General features: G+C 62.2%; 17 protein-coding genes. 16 read left to right on the top strand and 1 reads right to left on the bottom strand.

The window, feature by feature from the left end; genetic code table 11:
• Nucleotides 1-11 precede the first annotated feature (11 nt).
• The 14 genes from ACNFIC_RS05490 to ispD all read left to right on the top strand — a co-directional run bounded on the left by ACNFIC_RS05490 (nt 12) and on the right by ispD (nt 16,091).
• The gene (locus ACNFIC_RS05490) at nt 12-515 is read left to right on the top strand and encodes an OmpH family outer membrane protein (RefSeq protein ID WP_138218571.1); all 504 of its coding nucleotides are present in this window, start codon (nt 12-14) and stop codon (nt 513-515) included.
• Nucleotide 516: 1 nt separating this feature from the next.
• Nucleotides 517-1,572, top strand: a complete 1,056-nt coding sequence (gene lpxD, locus ACNFIC_RS05485) for a UDP-3-O-(3-hydroxymyristoyl)glucosamine N-acyltransferase (RefSeq protein WP_138218569.1) — start codon at nt 517-519, stop codon at nt 1,570-1,572.
• Nucleotides 1,573-1,684: 112 nt separating this feature from the next.
• Complete coding sequence (gene fabZ / locus ACNFIC_RS05480; RefSeq protein WP_003252314.1) at nt 1,685-2,125, top strand: 3-hydroxyacyl-ACP dehydratase FabZ; 441 nt, start codon at nt 1,685-1,687, stop codon at nt 2,123-2,125.
• Entirely contained in the window at nt 2,122-2,898 is a 777-nt protein-coding gene (gene lpxA / locus ACNFIC_RS05475; RefSeq protein WP_138218567.1) for an acyl-ACP--UDP-N-acetylglucosamine O-acyltransferase, read from the top strand. The genes fabZ and lpxA overlap by 4 nt, the downstream gene beginning before the upstream one ends.
• A gap of 1 nt (nt 2,899) precedes the next feature.
• Nucleotides 2,900-4,027, top strand: a complete 1,128-nt coding sequence (lpxB, locus tag ACNFIC_RS05470) for a lipid-A-disaccharide synthase (RefSeq protein WP_138218565.1) — start codon at nt 2,900-2,902, stop codon at nt 4,025-4,027.
• A 1-nt stretch (nt 4,028) separates the two neighbouring features.
• Nucleotides 4,029-4,652 (top strand): ribonuclease HII, encoded by a 624-nt coding sequence (gene rnhB / locus ACNFIC_RS05465; protein ID WP_138218563.1) that lies wholly within the window; start codon nt 4,029-4,031, stop codon nt 4,650-4,652.
• Nucleotides 4,653-4,741: 89 nt separating this feature from the next.
• A complete protein-coding gene (gene dnaE / locus ACNFIC_RS05460; RefSeq protein WP_138218561.1) occupies nt 4,742-8,266 on the top strand; it encodes a DNA polymerase III subunit alpha in 3,525 nt (1,174 codons plus the stop codon).
• A 105-nt stretch (nt 8,267-8,371) separates the two neighbouring features.
• Nucleotides 8,372-9,319, top strand: a complete 948-nt coding sequence (locus tag ACNFIC_RS05455) for an acetyl-CoA carboxylase carboxyltransferase subunit alpha (protein ID WP_138218559.1) — start codon at nt 8,372-8,374, stop codon at nt 9,317-9,319.
• A 158-nt stretch (nt 9,320-9,477) separates the two neighbouring features.
• Complete coding sequence (tilS, locus tag ACNFIC_RS05450) at nt 9,478-10,761, top strand: tRNA lysidine(34) synthetase TilS (RefSeq protein WP_138218557.1); 1,284 nt, start codon at nt 9,478-9,480, stop codon at nt 10,759-10,761.
• Between the two features lie 268 nt (nt 10,762-11,029).
• Nucleotides 11,030-12,658, top strand: coding sequence for a CTP synthase (locus ACNFIC_RS05445; RefSeq protein WP_138218555.1), 1,629 nt, complete (start codon nt 11,030-11,032; stop codon nt 12,656-12,658).
• Between the two features lie 3 nt (nt 12,659-12,661).
• The gene (gene kdsA / locus ACNFIC_RS05440; RefSeq protein WP_138218553.1) at nt 12,662-13,507 is read left to right on the top strand and encodes a 3-deoxy-8-phosphooctulonate synthase; all 846 of its coding nucleotides are present in this window, start codon (nt 12,662-12,664) and stop codon (nt 13,505-13,507) included.
• 152 nt (nt 13,508-13,659) lie between these two features.
• Nucleotides 13,660-14,949 (top strand): phosphopyruvate hydratase, encoded by a 1,290-nt coding sequence (eno, locus tag ACNFIC_RS05435; RefSeq protein ID WP_003252333.1) that lies wholly within the window; start codon nt 13,660-13,662, stop codon nt 14,947-14,949.
• A gap of 156 nt (nt 14,950-15,105) precedes the next feature.
• Nucleotides 15,106-15,387 (top strand): cell division protein FtsB, encoded by a 282-nt coding sequence (gene ftsB / locus ACNFIC_RS05430; protein ID WP_138218551.1) that lies wholly within the window; start codon nt 15,106-15,108, stop codon nt 15,385-15,387.
• Nucleotides 15,384-16,091, top strand: a complete 708-nt coding sequence (gene ispD / locus ACNFIC_RS05425; RefSeq protein WP_138218549.1) for a 2-C-methyl-D-erythritol 4-phosphate cytidylyltransferase — start codon at nt 15,384-15,386, stop codon at nt 16,089-16,091. Before ftsB ends, ispD begins: the two co-directional genes overlap by 4 nt.
• Before the next feature lie 120 nt (nt 16,092-16,211).
• On the opposite strand, the gene ACNFIC_RS05420 is transcribed toward ispD, so the two are convergent.
• Complete coding sequence (locus ACNFIC_RS05420) at nt 16,212-17,114, bottom strand: LysR substrate-binding domain-containing protein (RefSeq protein WP_138218547.1); 903 nt, start codon at nt 17,112-17,114, stop codon at nt 16,212-16,214.
• Between the two features lie 108 nt (nt 17,115-17,222).
• Here ACNFIC_RS05420 and ACNFIC_RS05415 point away from each other — a divergent pair, with 108 nt between their 5' ends.
• Nucleotides 17,223-18,335, top strand: a complete 1,113-nt coding sequence (locus ACNFIC_RS05415) for an S-(hydroxymethyl)glutathione dehydrogenase/class III alcohol dehydrogenase (protein WP_013971270.1) — start codon at nt 17,223-17,225, stop codon at nt 18,333-18,335.
• Between the two features lie 10 nt (nt 18,336-18,345).
• Nucleotides 18,346-19,194 (top strand): S-formylglutathione hydrolase, encoded by an 849-nt coding sequence (gene fghA / locus ACNFIC_RS05410; protein WP_138218545.1) that lies wholly within the window; start codon nt 18,346-18,348, stop codon nt 19,192-19,194.
• Nucleotides 19,195-19,238 lie beyond the last annotated feature (44 nt).

Below are 19,238 nucleotides of genomic sequence, written 5' to 3'. Positions count from 1 at the left end.
AGGAGTGCATCGTGCGTAAGTTGACTCAACTGGCCATCGTGGCCGCGGCGCTGGTCGCCACCCCGGCTTTCGCCGAAATGAAGGTTGCCGTGCTGAACTATCAGATGGCCCTGCTCGAATCCGATGCGGCCAAGAAGTACGCAGTTGATGCCGAGAAGAAATTTGGCCCGCAACTGACCAAGCTCAAGACTCTCGAGAGCAGCGCCAAGGGCATCCAGGACCGTCTGATCAAGGGCGGCGACAAGATGCAGCAGCAAGAGCGCGAGCGCCTGGAACTTGAATTCAAGCAAAAAGCCCGCGACTTCCAGTTCCAGTCCAAGGAACTCAACGAAGCCAAGGCCGTAGCCGACCGTGACATGCTCAAACAGCTCAAGCCGAAACTCGACGGTGCTGTCGAGGAAGTCATCAAGAAGGGCGGCTACGACCTGGTGCTTGAGCGCGGCGCGGTCATCGATGTCAAACCTCAGTACGACATCACCCGCCAGGTCATCGAGCGTATGAACCAAGCGCGTTGATATGACCGTGACCATGACGCTCGGCCAATTGGCCGAGGCCCTCGGGGCGCAGCTAAAAGGCTCCGAGGCGCTGCCGATCACCGGGCTGGCGACCTTGCAGGACGCCGGGCCTGGGCAGTTGAGCTTCCTTGCCAACAAGCAGTACCGCAAGTTCCTTGACGATACTCAAGCCGGGGCGGTGCTGCTCAAGGCCGAGGATGCCGAGGGCTTTGCTGGCAACGCCCTGATCGTGGCAGATCCCTACCTGGCCTATGCGCGTATTTCGCACCTGTTCGACCCTAAACCAAAGGCTGTGGCGGGTATTCATCCCAGCGCCGTGGTGCATGAGGACGCTCAGGTCGATGCCAGCGCCAGCATCGGTCCGTTCGTGGTGGTCGAGGCCGGTGCGCGGATTGGCGCCCACGTGACGGTCGGCGCGCACAGCGTTATCGGCGCGCGCTGCGTGATCGGTGAAGGCGGGTGGCTCGCGCCACGGGTCACGCTGTATCACGACGTTACCATCGGTAAGCGTGTGGTGATTCAGTCCGGCGCGGTGATCGGGGGCGAAGGCTTCGGCTTTGCCAATGAAAAGGGTGTGTGGCAGAAGATCGCCCAGATCGGTGGGGTCACCCTTGGTGACGACGTCGAGATCGGTGTGAACACCGCCGTTGATCGCGGTGCGCTGTCCGACACGCGCATCGGCAATGGCGTCAAGCTCGACAACCAGATCCAGATCGCCCATAACGTGCAGGTCGGTGACCACACGGCAATGGCGGCCTGTGTCGGTATTTCCGGTAGCACCAAGATCGGCAAGCACTGCATGATTGCTGGCGGTGTCGGCATGGTCGGTCACATCGATGTTTGCGATAACGTATTTGTCTCCGGTATGACCATGGTCACCCGTTCCATTACCGAACCGGGCGGCTATTCTTCCGGAACGGCCATGCAGCCTTTGGCCGAATGGCGCAAGAGCGCCGCGCGTATCCGTCAGCTCGACGAGATGTCCAAGCGTCTCCAGCAGCTGGAAAAACGTGTCGACACCGTGACCTCAGGTGGCCAGCCGACATCAGAAGGCTGATACCATTTCCTGAGCAAGAGAACAGTCGCTGGCCGGCGCCTCTTTGACTTTGCAAGAGGAGCGCGTGGTCAGCACCTGCGCTCCCTATTCTTATTACAGGCTTCCCCCCGAAATGATGGACATCAACGAGATTCGCGAATACCTGCCTCACCGTTACCCGTTCCTGCTGGTGGATCGTGTCACGGATCTGGACTTCGAGGCCCAGAGCATTCGTGCCTACAAGAATGTCAGCATCAATGAGCCGTTCTTCAATGGCCACTTCCCGGCACATCCGATCATGCCGGGCGTGCTGATCATCGAGGCGATGGCCCAGGCAGCCGGGATTCTCGGATTCAAGATGCTCGACGCCAAGCCGGCCGACGGCACCCTCTACTATTTCGTTGGTTCCGACAAGCTGCGCTTCCGTCAGCCGGTACTGCCGGGCGACCAGTTGGTGCTGGAAGCCAAGTTCCTCAGCCGCAAGAGCATGATCTGGAAGTTCGAATGCCGTGCCTTGGTCGACGGCAAGCCAGTCTGTTCGGCTGAAATCACCTGCGCGGAACGCTCCCTATGAGTTCGATTGACCCTCGGGCAATCATCGACCCTTCGGCCAAGCTGGCCGAGGGTGTCGAGGTTGGCCCCTGGTCGATCGTCGGCCCCGATGTGGAAATCGGGGAGGGTAGCGTGATTGGCCCGCATGTGGTGCTCAAGGGGCCGACGCGCATCGGCAAGCACAACCGCATCTACCAGTTCAGCTCCATCGGTGAAGATACCCCTGACCTCAAGTACAAGGGTGAACCGACGCGTCTGGTGATCGGCGATCACAACGTTATCCGCGAAGGCGTGACCATTCACCGTGGCACGGTGCAAGATCGTTCCGAAACGACCTTAGGTGATCACAACCTGATCATGGCGTACGCCCACATCGGCCACGACAGCGTGATCGGCAACCACTGCATCCTGGTCAACAACACTGCGTTGGCGGGCCACGTACACGTCGGCGACTGGGCCATTCTGTCCGGTTATACGCTGGTGCATCAGTACTGCCACATCGGCGCTCACGCCTTCTCAGGCATGGGCACGGCGATCGGCAAGGACGTCCCGGCCTTCGTCACCGTCTTCGGCAGCCCCGCCGAAGCACGCAGCATGAACTTCGAGGGCATGCGCCGCCGTGGCTTCAGTGATGAGGTCATCCATGCTCTGCGCCGCGCCTACAAGATCGTCTATCGTCAGGGGCTGACCGTCGAAGAGGCGGTGAAGGAACTCGATGAGCTGGTTGGCCAGTACCCGGAAGTGGACCTGTTCCGTCAGTCGATCCTGAATTCCGAACGCGGCATCACCCGCTGATATGGCCCAGCTCTGTGTTGCGCTGGTCGCGGGCGAAGCCAGCGGCGACATCCTCGGTTCCGGCCTGATGCGCGCCATCAAGGCGCGTCACCCCGATGTGCGGTTCATCGGGGTAGGTGGGCCGTTGATGGAAGCCGAAGGCATGCAGTCATATTTCCCCATGGAGCGTCTGGCTGTCATGGGGCTGGTGGAAGTGCTGGGGCGCCTGCGTGAGCTGCTCAAGCGGCGCAAGCTGCTGATCGAGGCGCTTATCGATGAGAGACCCGATGTTTTCATCGGTATCGATGCCCCGGATTTCACCCTCAATATCGAACTCAAGTTGCGTCAGGCCGGGATCAAGACCGTGCACTACGTCAGCCCTTCGGTCTGGGCCTGGCGGCAGAAGCGCGTATTGAAGATCCGCGAAGGCTGTGACCTGATGCTCACCTTGCTGCCATTCGAGGCACGTTTCTACGAGGAGCAAGGGGTTCCGGTGCGTTTCGTGGGCCACCCATTGGCAGACACCATCCCGCTGGAGGCCGATCGCGCGGCGGCGCGCGTCGAGTTGGGGCTGGCAGACGGCCCGGTGGTTGCGCTGATGCCGGGCAGCCGTGGTGGCGAAGTCGGGCGTCTGGGGGCGTTGTTCCTGGATGCCGCCCAGCGCCTGCGGACGCTGGTGCCAGGGGTGCGCTTCGTGCTGCCGTGCGCCAATGCTTCGCGCCGTGCGCAGATCGAACAGATGCTCGAAGGTCGTGAGCTGACAGTGCAACTGCTCGATGGTCAGTCGCACCTGGCCTTGGCGGCATGCGATGCGGTATTGATCGCCTCCGGCACGGCGACCCTTGAGGCGATGCTGTACAAGCGCCCCATGGTGGTAGCCTACCGCCTGGCGCCGCTGACGTACTGGATCCTCAAGCGCATGGTCAAGAGTCCTTACGTCTCGCTGCCCAACCTGCTGGCCCAGCGCATGCTGGTGCCGGAACTGTTGCAGGACGCCGCTACCAGCGAGGCCTTGGCCAGTACGCTGGCGCCCTTGGTGCGCGATGGCGCGCAGCAGACCGAACGCTTCGACCAGATTCACCGTACCCTGCGCCGTGACGCCTCCAACCAGGCGGCTGATGCGGTGCTGGCCTTGCTCAAGGACCGTTGACATGCAGATGGGACTGGATTTCAACTTGGTCGAGGACCTGGTGGCCGGCGTTGACGAGGTGGGTCGCGGCCCGCTGTGCGGCGCGGTGGTCACGGCGGCGGTGATCCTCGATCCGAGCCGCCCGATCCTGGGCCTGAACGACTCGAAGAAGCTAACCGAAGCCAAGCGTGAGGCGCTGTTCGACGAGATCCGTGAAAAGGCCTTGAGCTATTGCATCGCGCGTGCCGAAGTGCACGAGATCGACCAGTTGAACATCCTCCAGGCCACCATGCTGGCCATGCAGCGTGCGGTCGAGGGTTTGCACATCACGCCGAAGCTTGCGTTGATCGACGGTAACCGCTGCCCGAAACTGGCCGTCCCATCGGCGCCGGTGGTCAAGGGCGATTCGCAGGTACCGGCCATCGCGGCGGCTTCGATCTTGGCCAAGGTCACCCGTGATCGCGAGATGAGTGCCTTCGAGCTGATCTACCCGGGTTACGGCATTGGCGGGCACAAGGGTTATCCCACACCGGTGCACCTGGAGGCGTTGGCGCGCCTGGGGCCTACGCCGATTCACCGGCGTTCGTTCGCGCCGGTAAGGGCCGCATGGGAGGCCCGCGAAGGCGCCTCTACCTCGTTGATCTGATCCATTGGGGCCGCGTAGCGGCCCCAAACGTTCCGGCTATTTACGCTACAATCGCGCCCTTGTCGTTCAGCACTGCTACAGGATTTTCCATGTCGGTTTCCTTCGTTCACCTTCGCGTGCACTCCGAATTCTCCTTGGTCGATGGCCTAGTGCGGATCAAGCCGCTGGCCAAGGCCTTGGCCGGGATGAACATGCCGGCGGTGGCGATCACCGACCAGAGCAACATGTGCTCGCTGGTGAAGTTCTACAAGACCGCGATGGGCGCGGGGATCAAGCCGATCTGTGGTGCCGACCTGTGGCTGGCCGGCGCCGACGCCGAGGCGCCACTGTCGCGCATTTGCTTTCTGGCGATGAACCCCAAGGGCTACCGCAATCTCACCGAGCTGATCTCGCGTGGCTGGACCGAGGGCCAGCGCAACGGCCTGGTGGTCATCCAGCGCGACTGGATCGCCCCGGCCAGCGAAGGTCTGATCGCACTGTCCGCAGGTCGCGAAGGTGATATCGGCATGGCCTTGCTGGCCGGCCGCCAGGGCGAGGCCGAGGCGTTGCTTGGCGACTGGATGGCGATGTTCCCGGAGCGTTTCTATGTCGAGTTGCAGCGCACCAACCGTGCCGGTGACGAAGAGTATGTTCACGCCGCCGTGGCTTTGGCCGACCAACTCGGCGCGCCGCTGGTGGCGACCAACGACGTGCGCTTCATCAAGCAGACCGACTTCGACGCCCACGAGACCCGCGTGTGCATCGGCGAGGGCTGGACCCTGGACGATCCGCGCCGCCCACGCAGCTACAGCGACCAGCAATACCTCAAGTCGCCCGAGGAGATGGCCGAGCTATTCAGCGACTTGCCGGATGCCATCGCCAACACGGTCGAGATTGCCAAGCGCTGCAACATCAGCGTGCAGTTGGGCAAGTATTTTCTCCCAGACTTCCCGACGCCCAACGGCATGGGTATCGACGACTACCTGCGGCATGTCTCCCACGAGGGCCTGGAGGAGCGCCTGGCGGTGCTCTGGCCGAAGGACACCACGCCCAACTATGAAGAGAAGCGCCAGGTCTACCTGGACCGTTTGAAGTTCGAACTGGATATCATCATCCAGATGGGCTTCCCCGGTTACTTCCTGATCGTAATGGACTTCATCAAGTGGGCCAAGAACAACGATGTGCCGGTCGGCCCTGGCCGGGGCTCGGGTGCCGGCTCGCTGGTGGCCTACGTACTGAAGATCACCGACCTCGACCCGCTGGCCTACGACCTGCTGTTCGAACGTTTCCTCAACCCTGAACGTATTTCCATGCCCGACTTCGACGTCGACTTCTGCATGGACGGTCGTGACCGGGTGATCGACTACGTGGCAGAGGCGTACGGGCGCAATGCCGTGAGCCAGATCATCACCTTCGGCACCATGGCCGCCAAGGCGGTGGTGCGTGACGTGGCGCGGGTACAGGGTAAGTCGTACGGGTTGGCGGACCGTCTGTCGAAGATGATCCCGTTCGAAGTGGGCATGACCCTGGAGAAGGCCTACGAGCAGGAAGAGATCCTGCGCGATTTCCTCAAGGGCGACGAAGACGCCCGCGAGATCTGGGACATGGCCCTCAAGCTCGAAGGGGTCACCCGTGGTACCGGCAAGCACGCCGGTGGCGTGGTGATCGCGCCGACCAAGCTCACCGACTTCTCACCGATCGCGTGTGACGAAGAGGGTGGCGGCCTGGTGACCCAGTTCGACAAGGACGACGTCGAGGCAGCGGGGCTGGTGAAGTTCGACTTCCTTGGCCTGCGTACGCTCACGATCATCAAGTGGGCGATGGAGATCATCAATCGCGAGCAGAAGAAGCGCAATCTGCCCGACGTCAATATCGACTTCATCCCGCTGGACGATCGCAAGACCTACGAGCTGTTGCAAAAAGCCGAAACCACGGCGGTGTTCCAGCTTGAATCGCGCGGCATGAAAGAGCTGATCAAGAAGCTCAAGCCCGACTGCCTGGAAGACCTGATCGCATTGGTTGCACTGTTCCGCCCGGGGCCGCTGCAGTCGGGCATGGTGGACGACTTCATCAACCGCAAGCACGGCCGCGCAGAGCTGGCCTACCCGCACTCGGACTACCAGTACGAAGGCCTCAAGCCGGTCCTGGCGCCGACCTACGGCATCATCCTGTATCAGGAACAGGTGATGCAGATCGCCCAGGTCATGGCCGGCTACACCCTCGGTGGCGCCGACATGCTGCGCCGGGCAATGGGTAAGAAAAAACCCGAGGAAATGGCCAAGCAACGCGGTGGCTTCATCGAAGGCTGCGTGGCCAACAATATCGATGCTGACCTTGCGGGTAACATCTTCGACCTGGTGGAGAAGTTCGCAGGTTACGGCTTCAACAAATCCCACTCCGCAGCTTACGGGCTGGTGTCGTACCAGACCGCCTGGCTGAAGACTCACTATCCAGCGCCATTCATGGCGGCGGTGTTGTCGGCGGATATGCACAACACCGACAAGGTGGTGGTGCTGGTGGAGGAAGTGCGCAGCATGAAGCTGCGCCTGGATGCGCCGGATGTGAACTTCTCGGACTTCAAGTTCACTGTCAACGACGACGGGCGCATCGTGTACGGCCTGGGCGCGATCAAAGGCGTCGGTGAGGGGCCGGTGGAGGCGATCGTCGAAGCCCGCGCGCAGGGAGGTCCGTTCAAGGACCTGTTCGACTTCTGTGAGCGTATCGACCTCAAGCGCGTCAACAAGCGTACCCTCGATGCGTTGATCCGCAGTGGCGCACTGGACCGGCTGGGCCCGCACTTCTATGACGAAATCAAGGCCTACCAGGCCCACATCGATATCAACCGCGCGACCTTGTTGTCGGCGCTCGGCGAGGCGATCAAGGCTGCCGAGCAAGCGGCGCATACCGCCGACAGCGGCCATGTCGACCTGTTCGGCAGCATGTTCGACGCGGCGGATGTCGACGTCTATGCCAATCATCGCAAGGTGCGTGAGCTGACGCTCAAAGAGCGCCTGAAAGGCGAAAAGGACACCCTGGGCCTGTACCTGACCGGTCACCCGATCGACGAGTACGAGGCCGAGATCCGCCGCTTCGCCCGCCAGCGCATCGTTGACCTCAAACCTGCGCGCGATACCCAGACCATCGCCGGCATGATCATTGCGTTACGCGTGATGAAGAACAAGAAGGGCGACAAAATGGGCTTCGTGACCCTCGACGACCGCTCCGGGCGCATCGAGGCGTCGCTGTTCGCTGACGCTTTCATGGGCGCCCAGGCCCTGTTGCAGACCGACGCGATGGTGGTGGTGGAAGGGGAGGTGAGTAACGACGACTTCTCCGGCGGCCTGCGCTTGCGCGTCAAGACGGTCATGACCATGGAGGATGCGCGCACCAAGCTGGCCGAAAGCCTGCGACTGAAGGTCGCCCATGACGCGCTCAAGGGCGATCGCCTGAACTGGCTGGGTGAGCTGATTACCCGTCACCGTGGCGGTTGCCCGATTACCCTGGAGTACACCGGCAGTGACGCCAAGGCGATGCTGCAGTTCGGTGAACAGTGGTGCATCGACCCGGCCGATGGACTGATCCAGGCGCTGCGTGACCAGTTCGGACGTGAGAACGTCTTCCTGCAATACCGTTGAAACGACGAATTTTAATCTCGACCTTTATGCGCCTGATCCCTTAAGGTATGGCGCCAAACGGATCAACCGGCCGGCCGCCTGGCCGTAGACCCAAGACGGAAGCCTATGAACCCGAATTTCCTCGATTTCGAACAGCCGATTGCCGACCTGCAAGCCAAGATCGAAGAGCTGCGCCTGGTGGGTAACGACAACTCGCTGAACATCAGCGACGAGATTTCCCGTCTGCAAGACAAGAGCAGCACACTGACCGAAAGCATCTTCGGCAACCTGACCAGCTGGCAGATCGCCCGCCTGGCCCGTCACCCGCGCCGCCCGTACACCCTCGACTACATCGAGCACATCTTCACTGAGTTCGAAGAGCTGCACGGTGACCGTCATTTCTCCGATGACGCTGCCATCGTCGGGGGCACCGCGCGCCTGAACGACCAGCCGGTCATGATCATCGGCCACCAGAAAGGCCGTGAAGTGCGCGAGAAGGTGCGCCGCAACTTCGGTATGCCGCGTCCTGAAGGCTACCGCAAGGCATGCCGCCTGATGGAAATGGCCGAACGCTTCAAGATGCCGATCCTGACCTTTATCGACACGCCTGGCGCCTACCCGGGCATTGACGCTGAAGAGCGCAACCAGAGCGAGGCGATCGCCTGGAACCTGCGCGTGATGGCCCGTCTGAAGACCCCGATCATCGCCACCGTCATCGGTGAAGGTGGTTCCGGCGGCGCGCTGGCCATCGGCGTGTGCGACCAGCTGAACATGCTGCAGTACTCCACCTACTCGGTGATCTCGCCGGAAGGCTGCGCCTCGATCCTGTGGAAGACCGCTGACCGTGCGGCCGATGCTGCCGAGGCCATGGGCGTGACCGCCGAGCGTCTCAAAAGCCTGAACATCGTCGACAAGGTCATCCAGGAGCCGCTGGGCGGCGCCCACCGTGACCCACAGGCAATGGCCGCCAACGTGCGTGCCGACCTGATCGAGCAACTGGACATGCTCGGCAAGCTTGACCATGACGCGCTGCTCAAGCGCCGTTACGATCGCCTGATGAGCTACGGTCTCTGATGGATTTCGGGGGCCGCGTTGCGGCCCTTTCGCGGCACAAGGCCGCTCCTACAGAGATAACGGCAGTATCAAAGACTGCGCGATCCCTGTAGGAGCGGCCTTGTGCCGCGAACGGGGCGCAAAGCGCCCCCGTCGATCTTGCCCCCTGTGAGGCCTTGATGCTCAACCTCACCCCCTGGCTAAACGCCCCCGCTTGGTATGTTGCCTTCTCCGGTGGCCTCGACTCCACCGTCCTGCTGCACCTGCTCGCCGACTACGCCCGTACCCATCGAGCACCGCCACTGCATGCCGTGCACATCCACCATGGCCTGCAAGCCGCCGCCGATGCCTGGCCCGAGCACTGCCGTTCGGTATGCGATGCCTTGGGCGTGGAGTTCGATGTCATCCGCGTACGTGTCATACCCGGTGCGAGCCTGGAGCAGGCTGCCCGAGACGCCCGCTACGCGGCGTTCGAAAAGTTGCTGGTTCCAGGTGCAGTGCTGTTCACGGGCCAGCACCGTGACGACCAGGCCGAAACCTTGTTGTTTCGCCTGCTGCGCGGTGCCGGCCTGCGTGGACTCAGTGCCATGCCGCAGACCCGCGCGCTTGGCTTGGGCAGCCTGGTGCGGCCACTGTTGAAAACCTCGCGCCAGCAGTTGCAGGCTTACGCCGATGCCCACGGACTGAGCTGGGTCGAAGATCCCAGCAACGCCGACAGCGCCTTTGCCCGCAACTACCTGCGCGGCGAAGTCTTCCCGTTGCTGCGTCAACGCTGGCCACAGGCTGAGGCCAACCTGGCGCGCAGTGCCGAGCACTTGGGCGAGGCGCTGGGGCTGCTGGAGGAGTTGGCCGAAACCGACCTGATGGCAGCCAGCGTCGATGCGCCGCTCCCTTGGCTCGGTGTGGAGTCCCTGAATCTTGATGCGCTCAAGGCGTTGTCGCCGGCCCGTCAGCGCAATGCCTTGCTGTATTGGTTCAGCCAGCGCACCCGGCTTCCTGACACTCGCCATTGGGCCGGCTGGAGCGACCTGCGCGATGCTGCCGCGGATGCCCAGCCGGTGTGGCGGCTGACCGATGGCGAGCTGCATCGCAGTCATGGCCGGATCTGGTGGGTCAGCGCTGCCTGGCTGGATGCGCCGCACGCTGTGCAGCCTTGGCATGACCCGAGCCAACCCCTGCACCTGCCCGGCAATGGCCATGTGTGGCTGGGTGGCGGCCAGGGCGGGGAGGGCTTGCGCATCGCCTATCGCCAAGGCGGTGAGGTGATGCAGTTGCCTGGGCGCGGTCGGCGTGATCTCAAGCGCTTGCTCAACGAGGCGCAGATCCCGCAGTTCGTGCGTGCGCGCCTGCCGTTGCTGTACCGCGGCGAGCAGTTGCTGGCAGTGGCCAACCTGTCCTGGTCGACTGAGCAGGATTACCAGTTGCACTGGCAACCTGCGACCCGCGTGCAAGGTTTGAGCTGAAGGGTACATTCGGGTAGACTACCCTCCCTTCTTGATACAGCTTCTGTGGGTTCCTCGAAAACACAGGAGTTGCCGATTACCAAGCAGTTTTTTGCTGGGCTGATTCTTAAAATGACGAGCGAGCTCCAAACTGGGTACACCCCGGTCTGTACAGACGCGGCAGTTGTTCGAGATGCACTGTGATTGACGCAGGTGATCGGGGGCTTCGGCCTTCCTTCGCTTTCTCCGGCGGCCCATGCCGCCTTAACGCAGACTTCTAGGGTTTTTCATGACGCGCTACATATTCGTCACGGGCGGTGTTGTTTCTTCATTGGGGAAAGGCATTGCCTCGGCTTCCCTGGCGGCCATCCTGGAAGCGCGGGGGCTCAAGGTCACCATGCTCAAGCTGGACCCGTACATCAACGTCGATCCGGGCACCATGAGCCCGTTCCAGCACGGTGAAGTGTTCGTCACCCACGACGGCGCCGAGACCGACCTCGACCTGGGCCACTACGAGCGGTTCATCCGCACCACGATGACCCAGAACAACAACTTCACCACCGGCCGCATCTACGAGCACGTGCTGCGTAAGGAGCGTCGTGGTGATTACCTGGGTGCGACCATCCAGGTCATCCCGCATATCACCGACGAGATCAAGCGCCGCATCATCAAAGGTGCAGGCGACGCCGACGTCGCGCTGGTCGAGATCGGCGGCACCGTCGGTGACATCGAGTCGCAGCCGTTCCTCGAGGCCATCCGCCAGTTGCGCGTCGAAGTGGGCTCCAAACGCGCGATGCTGATGCACCTGACCCTGGTGCCGTACATCGCCACCGCTGGCGAGACCAAGACCAAGCCGACCCAGCACTCGGTCAAGGAACTGCGCTCCATCGGTCTGCAACCGGACGTGCTGATCTGCCGCTCCGATCACCCGGTCGATGCCTCGTCGCGTCGCAAGATCGCACTGTTCACCAACGTCGAAGAGCGTGCGGTGATTTCGCTGGAAGACGTCGACACCATCTACAAGATTCCTGGTGTGCTGCACGCACAGGGCCTGGACGACTTCGTCGTCGAGCGCTTCGGCCTGCAGTGCAACAGCGCCGACCTGTCCGAGTGGGACAAGGTGGTCGATGCCAAGCTCAACCCTGAGCAGGAAGTCACCATCGCCATGGTCGGTAAGTACATGGAGCTTCTGGATGCGTACAAGTCGCTGATCGAAGCGATGAGCCACGCCGGCATTACCAACCGCACCAAGGTCAACCTGCGTTATATCGACTCCGAAGACATCGAGAACCAGGGCACCAGCCTACTCGAAGGCGCCGATGCCATTCTTGTCCCGGGCGGCTTCGGTCTGCGTGGCGTCGAAGGCAAGATCACTGCCGTGCAATATGCCCGTGAGAACAAGGTTCCCTACTTGGGCATCTGCCTCGGCATGCAGGTCGCGGTGATCGAGTTCGCGCGTAACGTGATGGGCTGGAAAGACGCCAACTCCACTGAGTTCGATCGCAACAGCGGCCACCCGGTCGTCGGCCTGATTACCGAATGGGCAGATGCCACCGGCGCGGTCGAGATCCGTACCGAAGCGTCCGACCTGGGCGGCACCATGCGCCTGGGCGCTCAGGACTGCCAGCTGACGGCCGGCTCCAAGGTTCACGACTGCTATGGCAGCGACGTGATCACCGAGCGCCACCGTCACCGCTACGAAGTGAACAATAACCTGCTGCCACAACTGGTCGAGGCTGGCCTGGTGGTTTCCGGTCGTTCCGATGACGGCGCGCTGGTCGAAGTGGTCGAGTCGAAGGATCATCCATGGTTCGTCGCCTGCCAGTTCCACCCGGAGTTCACCTCGACGCCACGTGACGGTCACCCGCTGTTCAGCGGTTTCGTCAAGGCTGCCCTGGCACAGAAGAACAAGGCCTGATCCATGACTCAGAAGATCATTCGCGTCGGTAACATCGAGATCGCCAACGACAAGCCGTTCGTCCTGTTCGGCGGCATGAACGTCCTGGAATCCCGTGACCTGGCCCTGAAGGTCTGCGAGGAGTACGTGCGGGTGACCGAAAAGCTCGGGATCCCGTACGTGTTCAAGGCCAGCTTCGACAAGGCCAACCGCTCGTCGGTGACCTCGTACCGCGGCCCGGGCATGGAAGAAGGCCTGAAGATCTTCGAGGAGATCAAGCGCACCTTCAACGTGCCGGTGATCACTGACGTGCACGAGCCCTACCAGTGCGAACCGGTGGCCAAAGTGTGCGACATCATCCAGCTCCCGGCCTTCCTGTCGCGCCAGACCGATCTGGTCGTGGCGATGGCCAAGACGGGTGCCGTGATCAACATCAAGAAGGCGCAGTTCCTTGCGCCTCACGAGATGAAGCACATCCTCGCCAAGTGCGTCGAGGCCGGCAACGACCAGTTGATCCTGTGCGAACGCGGTTCGAGCTTCGGCTACAACAACCTGGTGGTGGACATGCTCGGCTTCGGCATCATGAAGCAGTTCGAGTACCCGGTGTTCTTCGATGTCACCCATGCGTTGCAAACGCCGGGTGGTCGTGCCGATTCCGCCGGTGGCCGCCGTGCTCAGGTCACCGACCTTGCCAAGGCTGGTATGAGCCAGGGTCTGGCGGGCCTGTTCCTCGAAGCGCACCCGGACCCGGACAACGCCAAGTGCGACGGTCCGTGCGCCCTGCGCCTGGACAAGCTGGAGCCGTTCCTGAGCCAGCTCAAGCAACTGGACGACCTGGTGAAGAGTTTTCCGACGGTAGAAACCGCGTAAAGCTCGTTTCTCGGGTAAAGTACCGCCCGTTCCACCCCTGACCGTTAGGTCAGGGGCTCCCTTCGCCAGGCCTGCCCGTGCCATGTCGCCTGGTGAACGGCAAGAATTCCCAAAGCTGCGTTGTTTTCGTCAATTCTGGAGTGCTTACAACAATGGCAAAGATCGTCGACATCAAAGGTCGTGAAGTTCTCGACTCGCGTGGCAACCCGACCGTAGAAGCCGATGTACTGCTCGACAACGGTATCATCGGCAGCGCCTGCGCGCCGTCGGGTGCCTCCACTGGCTCGCGCGAAGCGCTGGAGCTGCGTGATGGCGACAAGAGCCGTTACCTGGGCAAGGGCGTACTCAAAGCCGTTGCCAACATCAACGGCCCGATCCGTGACCTGCTGCTGGGCAAGGATCCGTCCGACCAGAAAGCCCTGGACCGCGCGATGATCGAGCTGGACGGTACCGAGAACAAGGCCAAGCTGGGCGCCAACGCCATCCTGGCCGTCTCCCTGGCTGCCGCCAAGGCCGCTGCCCAGGACCAGGACCTGCCGCTGTACGCGCACATCGCCAACCTCAACGGCACCCCTGGCCAGTACTCGATGCCGGTGCCGATGATGAACATCATCAACGGCGGCGAGCACGCCGACAACAACGTCGACATCCAGGAGTTCATGGTTCAGCCGGTTGGCGCCAAGACCTTCTCCGACGGCCTGCGCATGGGCACCGAGATCTTCCACCACCTCAAGGCTGTGCTCAAGGCCCGTGGCCTGAATACCGCCGTGGGTGACGAAGGTGGCTTTGCCCCGAACCTGGCTTCCAACGAAGACGCCCTGGGCGCTATCGCCGAAGCCGTCGAGAAAGCCGGCTACAAGCTGGGTACCGACGTTACCCTGGCCCTGGACTGCGCTGCGTCGGAATTCTATGAAGACGGCAAGTACAACCTTTCCGGTGAAGGCAAGTCGTTCGATGCCGAAGGTTTCGCCGATTACCTCAAAGGTCTGACCGAGCGCTTCCCGATCATCTCCATCGAAGACGGCCTGGACGAGTCCGATTGGGCTGGCTGGAAGATCCTGACCGACAAGATCGGTGAGAAAGTTCAACTGGTAGGCGACGACCTGTTCGTCACCAACACCAAGATCCTCAAGGAAGGCATCGAGAAGGGCATCGGTAACTCGATCCTGATCAAGTTCAACCAGATCGGCTCGCTGACCGAAACCCTGGAAGCCATCCAGATGGCCAAGGCTGCCGGCTACACCGCCGTCATCTCGCACCGTTCGGGCGAAACCGAAGACTCCACCATTGCCGACCTGGCAGTCGGTACCGCTGCCGGCCAGATCAAGACCGGTTCGCTGTGCCGTTCCGATCGCGTCAGCAAGTACAACCAACTGCTGCGTATCGAAGAGCAACTGGGCGCCAAGGCCGTCTACCGTGGCCGCGCCGAGTTTCGCGGCTGAGCAAGAGATGGTAAAAAGGCAGCAGCCGGGGCAGCCCGAACGTTCTGAGTGACCGTTCAGGCATCTCCCACGGGTTTCTGTCGACGAAGCCTGGCCTCGGCCAGGCTTCGTGCTATTGGAAGCTCGCTGCGGCGGCCTTTATACCTGGATATCTTCATGCGCAGTCCCTATTGGTTGTTTCTTGTCCTGCTCCTGCTGCTCGGCGGCCTGCAATACCGCCTTTGGGTGGGTAATGGCAGCCTGGCGCAAGTGGCCGAGCTCAAGCAGCAGATTGACGAACAGCACGCCGAGAACGAGCGGCTGCTGGAGCGTAATCGTGTGCTCGATGCCGAGGTCCTGGAGTTGAAGAAAGGTATGGAGACCGTGGAAGAGCGGGCTCGTCATGAACTGGGGATGGTCAAGGACGGCGAAACCCTCTACCAGCTGCCGCAAAAATGACCCACCCATTACCGGCTTTCTGGGCCGTGATTCCTGCTGCGGGTGTCGGTGCCCGTATGGCTGCCGACCGCCCCAAGCAATACCTGCCGCTGGGCGAGCAGACCCTTCTCGAGCACAGCCTCGACTGTTTTCTCGACCACCCTGCGCTCAAGGGCGTGGTGGTCAGCATTGCCGATGACGATCCGTACTGGCCTGGCTTACGCTTGGCCAGCGATCCGCGCATACAACGAGCGCCCGGCGGGCGCGAGCGTGCCGACTCTGTGCTCAACGCGTTGCTGCTGCTGCATGCGCAAGGTGCGGCGGACGACGACTGGGTGCTGGTGCATGACGCCGCCCGGCCGAACCTGGCGCGCAGCGATCTCGACCGCTTGCTGGTCGAGTTGGCCGACGACCCGGTGGGTGGCCTGTTGGCGGTCCCGGCACGCGACACCCTCAAGCGCGCTGGCGCAGATGGCCGGGTGAGTGCCACGGTCGACCGCAGCACCATATGGCAGGCCTATACGCCGCAGATGTTCCGTCTGGGGATGCTGCACCGTGCCCTGGCCGAGTGCCTGGTGTCGGAGGTTGCGGTCACCGATGAATCGTCCGCCATCGAATGGGCCGGATACGCGCCCCGGTTGGTGGAAGGGCGCAGTGACAACCTAAAGGTGACTCGCCCGGAAGACTTGGAGTGGTTGCGTCAGCGCTGGGCTGTCCGGCGCTGACTCCCAAGGAGCGGCCTTGCCGGAGCGCAGGCCCGGCCCCGGCGATTTTGCATGAGTCCGAAATTTTAGGGCCGCTTCGCGCCCCTTTCCGGCCGGTCCGGCGCCCCGGCAAGGCCGCTCCTACACGGCGGTGGCCCGATATTCCGGTAGCCCCGCCAATCCTTCCTTCATGTAGTCCACCAGTCGCCTGACCTTGGGCGACAGGTGACGTTGTTGCGGATACAGCGCCCACACGGCGGTATTGGGTGGCTGGTGGGCTTCGAGCAGCGATACCAGTGCGCCGCTGTGCAGGTGTTCGAGCACGTAGTAATCCGGCAACTGACACAACCCCATGCCTTGCAGCGCCGCGTCCAGTACTGCTTGGCCACTGTTGCAGCGCCAGTTGCCTTGCACCCGTTGGCTGATTTCGCGGCCATCTTGTTGCAGTGCCCACAGGTCGGAGCTGCCGATCAGGCAGTTGTGCCGCGCCAGCTCCGACAGACTATGGGGCCTACCATAGCGTTCCAGATACGCCGGTGAAGCGCACAGGTACATGCGCCGTGGCGCCAGGCGCGTGGCCACCAGCCGCGAATCTTGTAGGCGCCCCAGGCGGATCGCCAGGTCCATGCCTTCGTGCAGTAAGTCCAAGGTGTGGTTGCTCAACTCCACTTCCACCCGCAGCTGTGGGTACAACCCCATGAACCGCGTCACCAGCGGCACGATGAAGCGTTCACCATAGGCCACCGCACAGGTCATGCGCAGCAGTCCCTTGGGCTCGCTGGCCAAATCGCCCATGGCCCGCAGCGCTTCCTCGCGGCCATCTTGCAAGCGTTGGCAGTGTTGCAAGAATGTCTGGCCGGCCTCGCTCAAGGTGACCCGGCGGGTGCTGCGGTACAGCAGCCGGGTTTGCAGACGTTCTTCGAGCCGGGCGATCTGCCGACTGATGTGCGAGGAGGACACTCCCAGGCGCTCGGCTGCCGCAGTGAACTGCCCGATCTCGGCAACTGCGACGAACTCGTCGATCCCTTCCCAGCCGTTGAGCATCAATTATCCCTGTGTGGCAATAATGTTTTTTAACTGGTCGGATTATTCCCCAAAAGCCTGTGAATTACACTGTTCGTCTGTATTCGACCCCCAGTCTGGAGACCGTTGATGATCAAGTCCCGCGCCGCCGTAGCCTTCGAGGCCAAGAAACCCCTGGAAATCGTCGAAGTCGACGTGGCCATGCCCAAGGCCGGTGAAGTGCTGCTGCGCGTCGTCGCCTCCGGCGTCTGCCACACCGACGCCTACACCCTATCGGGCGCCGACCCGGAAGGCATTTTCCCGTCGATCCTGGGCCATGAAGGCGGGGCCATCGTCGAGGCGGTGGGCGAGGGCGTTACGTCCGTGGCGGTGGGTGACCATGTGATCCCGCTGTACACCCCAGAATGCGGCAAGTGCAAATTCTGCCTGTCGGGCAAGACCAACCTGTGCCAGGCCATTCGTGCCACCCAGGGCAAGGGCTTGATGCCTGACGGCACCACGCGTTTCAGCTACAAGGGCCAGCAACTGTTCCATTACATGGGTACCTCGACGTTCTCCGAGTACACCGTGCTGCCGGAAATCTCCGTTGCCAAGATCCAGAAAGAAGCACCGCTGGAGAAGGTCTGCCTGCTCGGCTGTGGCGTCACCACCGGTATCGGTGCAGTCCTCAACACCGCCAAGGTCAAGGCCGGCGACACCGTGGCCATCTTCGGCCTGGGCGGCATCGGCCTCTCGGCGGTGATCGGTGCTGTCAAGGCCAAGGCCTCGCGCATCATCGCCATCGATATCAACCCGGCCAAGTTCGAGATCGCCCGTCAGTTGGGCGCCACCGACTGCATCAACCCGAAGGACTACGACCGTCCGATCCAGGAAGTCATCGTCGACCTTACCGACGGTGGCGTGGACTTCTCCTTCGAGTGCATCGGCAACGTGCAATTGATGCGTGCCGCGCTGGAGTGCTGCCACAAGGGTTGGGGTGAGTCGGTGATCATCGGCGTTGCCGGTGCTGGCCAGGAAATCGCAACCCGTCCTTTCCAGCTGGTGACCGGTCGGGTCTGGCGTGGTTCGGCGTTCGGCGGCGTGCGTGGCCGCAGCGAGCTGCCTAGCTACGTCGAAATGTCCGAGAAGGGCGAGATTCCGCTCGACACCTTCATCACCCACACCATGGGCCTGGAAGACATCAACAAGGCCTTTGATCTGATGCACGAAGGCAAGAGCATTCGCAGCGTCATCCACTTCTGAGGCCTTTGCCATGACGCTGGATAACATCTCCTGCCAGAAAAGCTTCGGCGGCTGGCACAAGCGCTATCGGCACCGCTCCACGGTGCTGGGCTGCGACATGGTGTTCGCCGTTTACCTGCCACCGCAGGCCGAGCAAGGCGAGAAACTGCCGGTGCTCTACTGGCTCAGTGGCTTGACTTGCACTGACGAGAACTTCATGCAGAAGGCCGGTGCCCAGCGCCTGGCCGCCGAGCTTGGCTTGATCATCGTCGCGCCCGACACCAGCCCGCGTGGCGATGGGGTGCCGGGCGATCCAGACGGTGCCTGGGACTTTGGCCTGGGGGCGGGTTTTTACCTCAACGCTACCCAGCAACCGTGGGCTCAGCACTACCGCATGCACGACTATGTGGTGGACGAGTTGCCGAAACTGATCGAGGCGCACTTCCCGGCCTCCGATCAGCGCGGCATCAGTGGTCATTCCATGGGCGGGCACGGTGCACTGGTGTGCGCGTTGCGTAACCCTGGGCGCTACCGTTCGGTGTCGGCGTTCTCGCCTATTAGCAATCCCATCGATTGTCCGTGGGGTGAGAAGGCGTTCTCGCGTTACTTAGGCGAAGACCGCGCACGCTGGCGCGAGTGGGATGCCAGCGTGTTGCTGGCCGAGGCGGGCGAGTGTCCACCGCTGCTGGTAGACCAGGGCGACCGTGATGATTTCCTCGACAAGCAGCTCAAGCCGCAGGCGTTGGAGCAGGCTGCGCGCAAGGGGGGACATACGCTGACCCTGCGTCTGCAGCCAGGCTATGACCACAGCTACTACTTCATCGCCAGCTTCATCGACGAGCACCTGCGCCATCACGCGCTGGCCTTGGGGCGCCTTTAAGCTACAAGTGGCAAGCTGCAAGCGACAAGTAAAAGCCGGACCGC

Origin of the sequence: Pseudomonas sp. NY15463 (assembly GCF_048068415.1) — a bacterium.
Classification (GTDB): domain Bacteria; phylum Pseudomonadota; class Gammaproteobacteria; order Pseudomonadales; family Pseudomonadaceae; genus Aquipseudomonas; species Aquipseudomonas mosselii_C.
The sequence above is the reverse complement of the archived record's forward strand: the minus strand, read 5'-3'. Positions and strand labels throughout refer to the sequence as shown.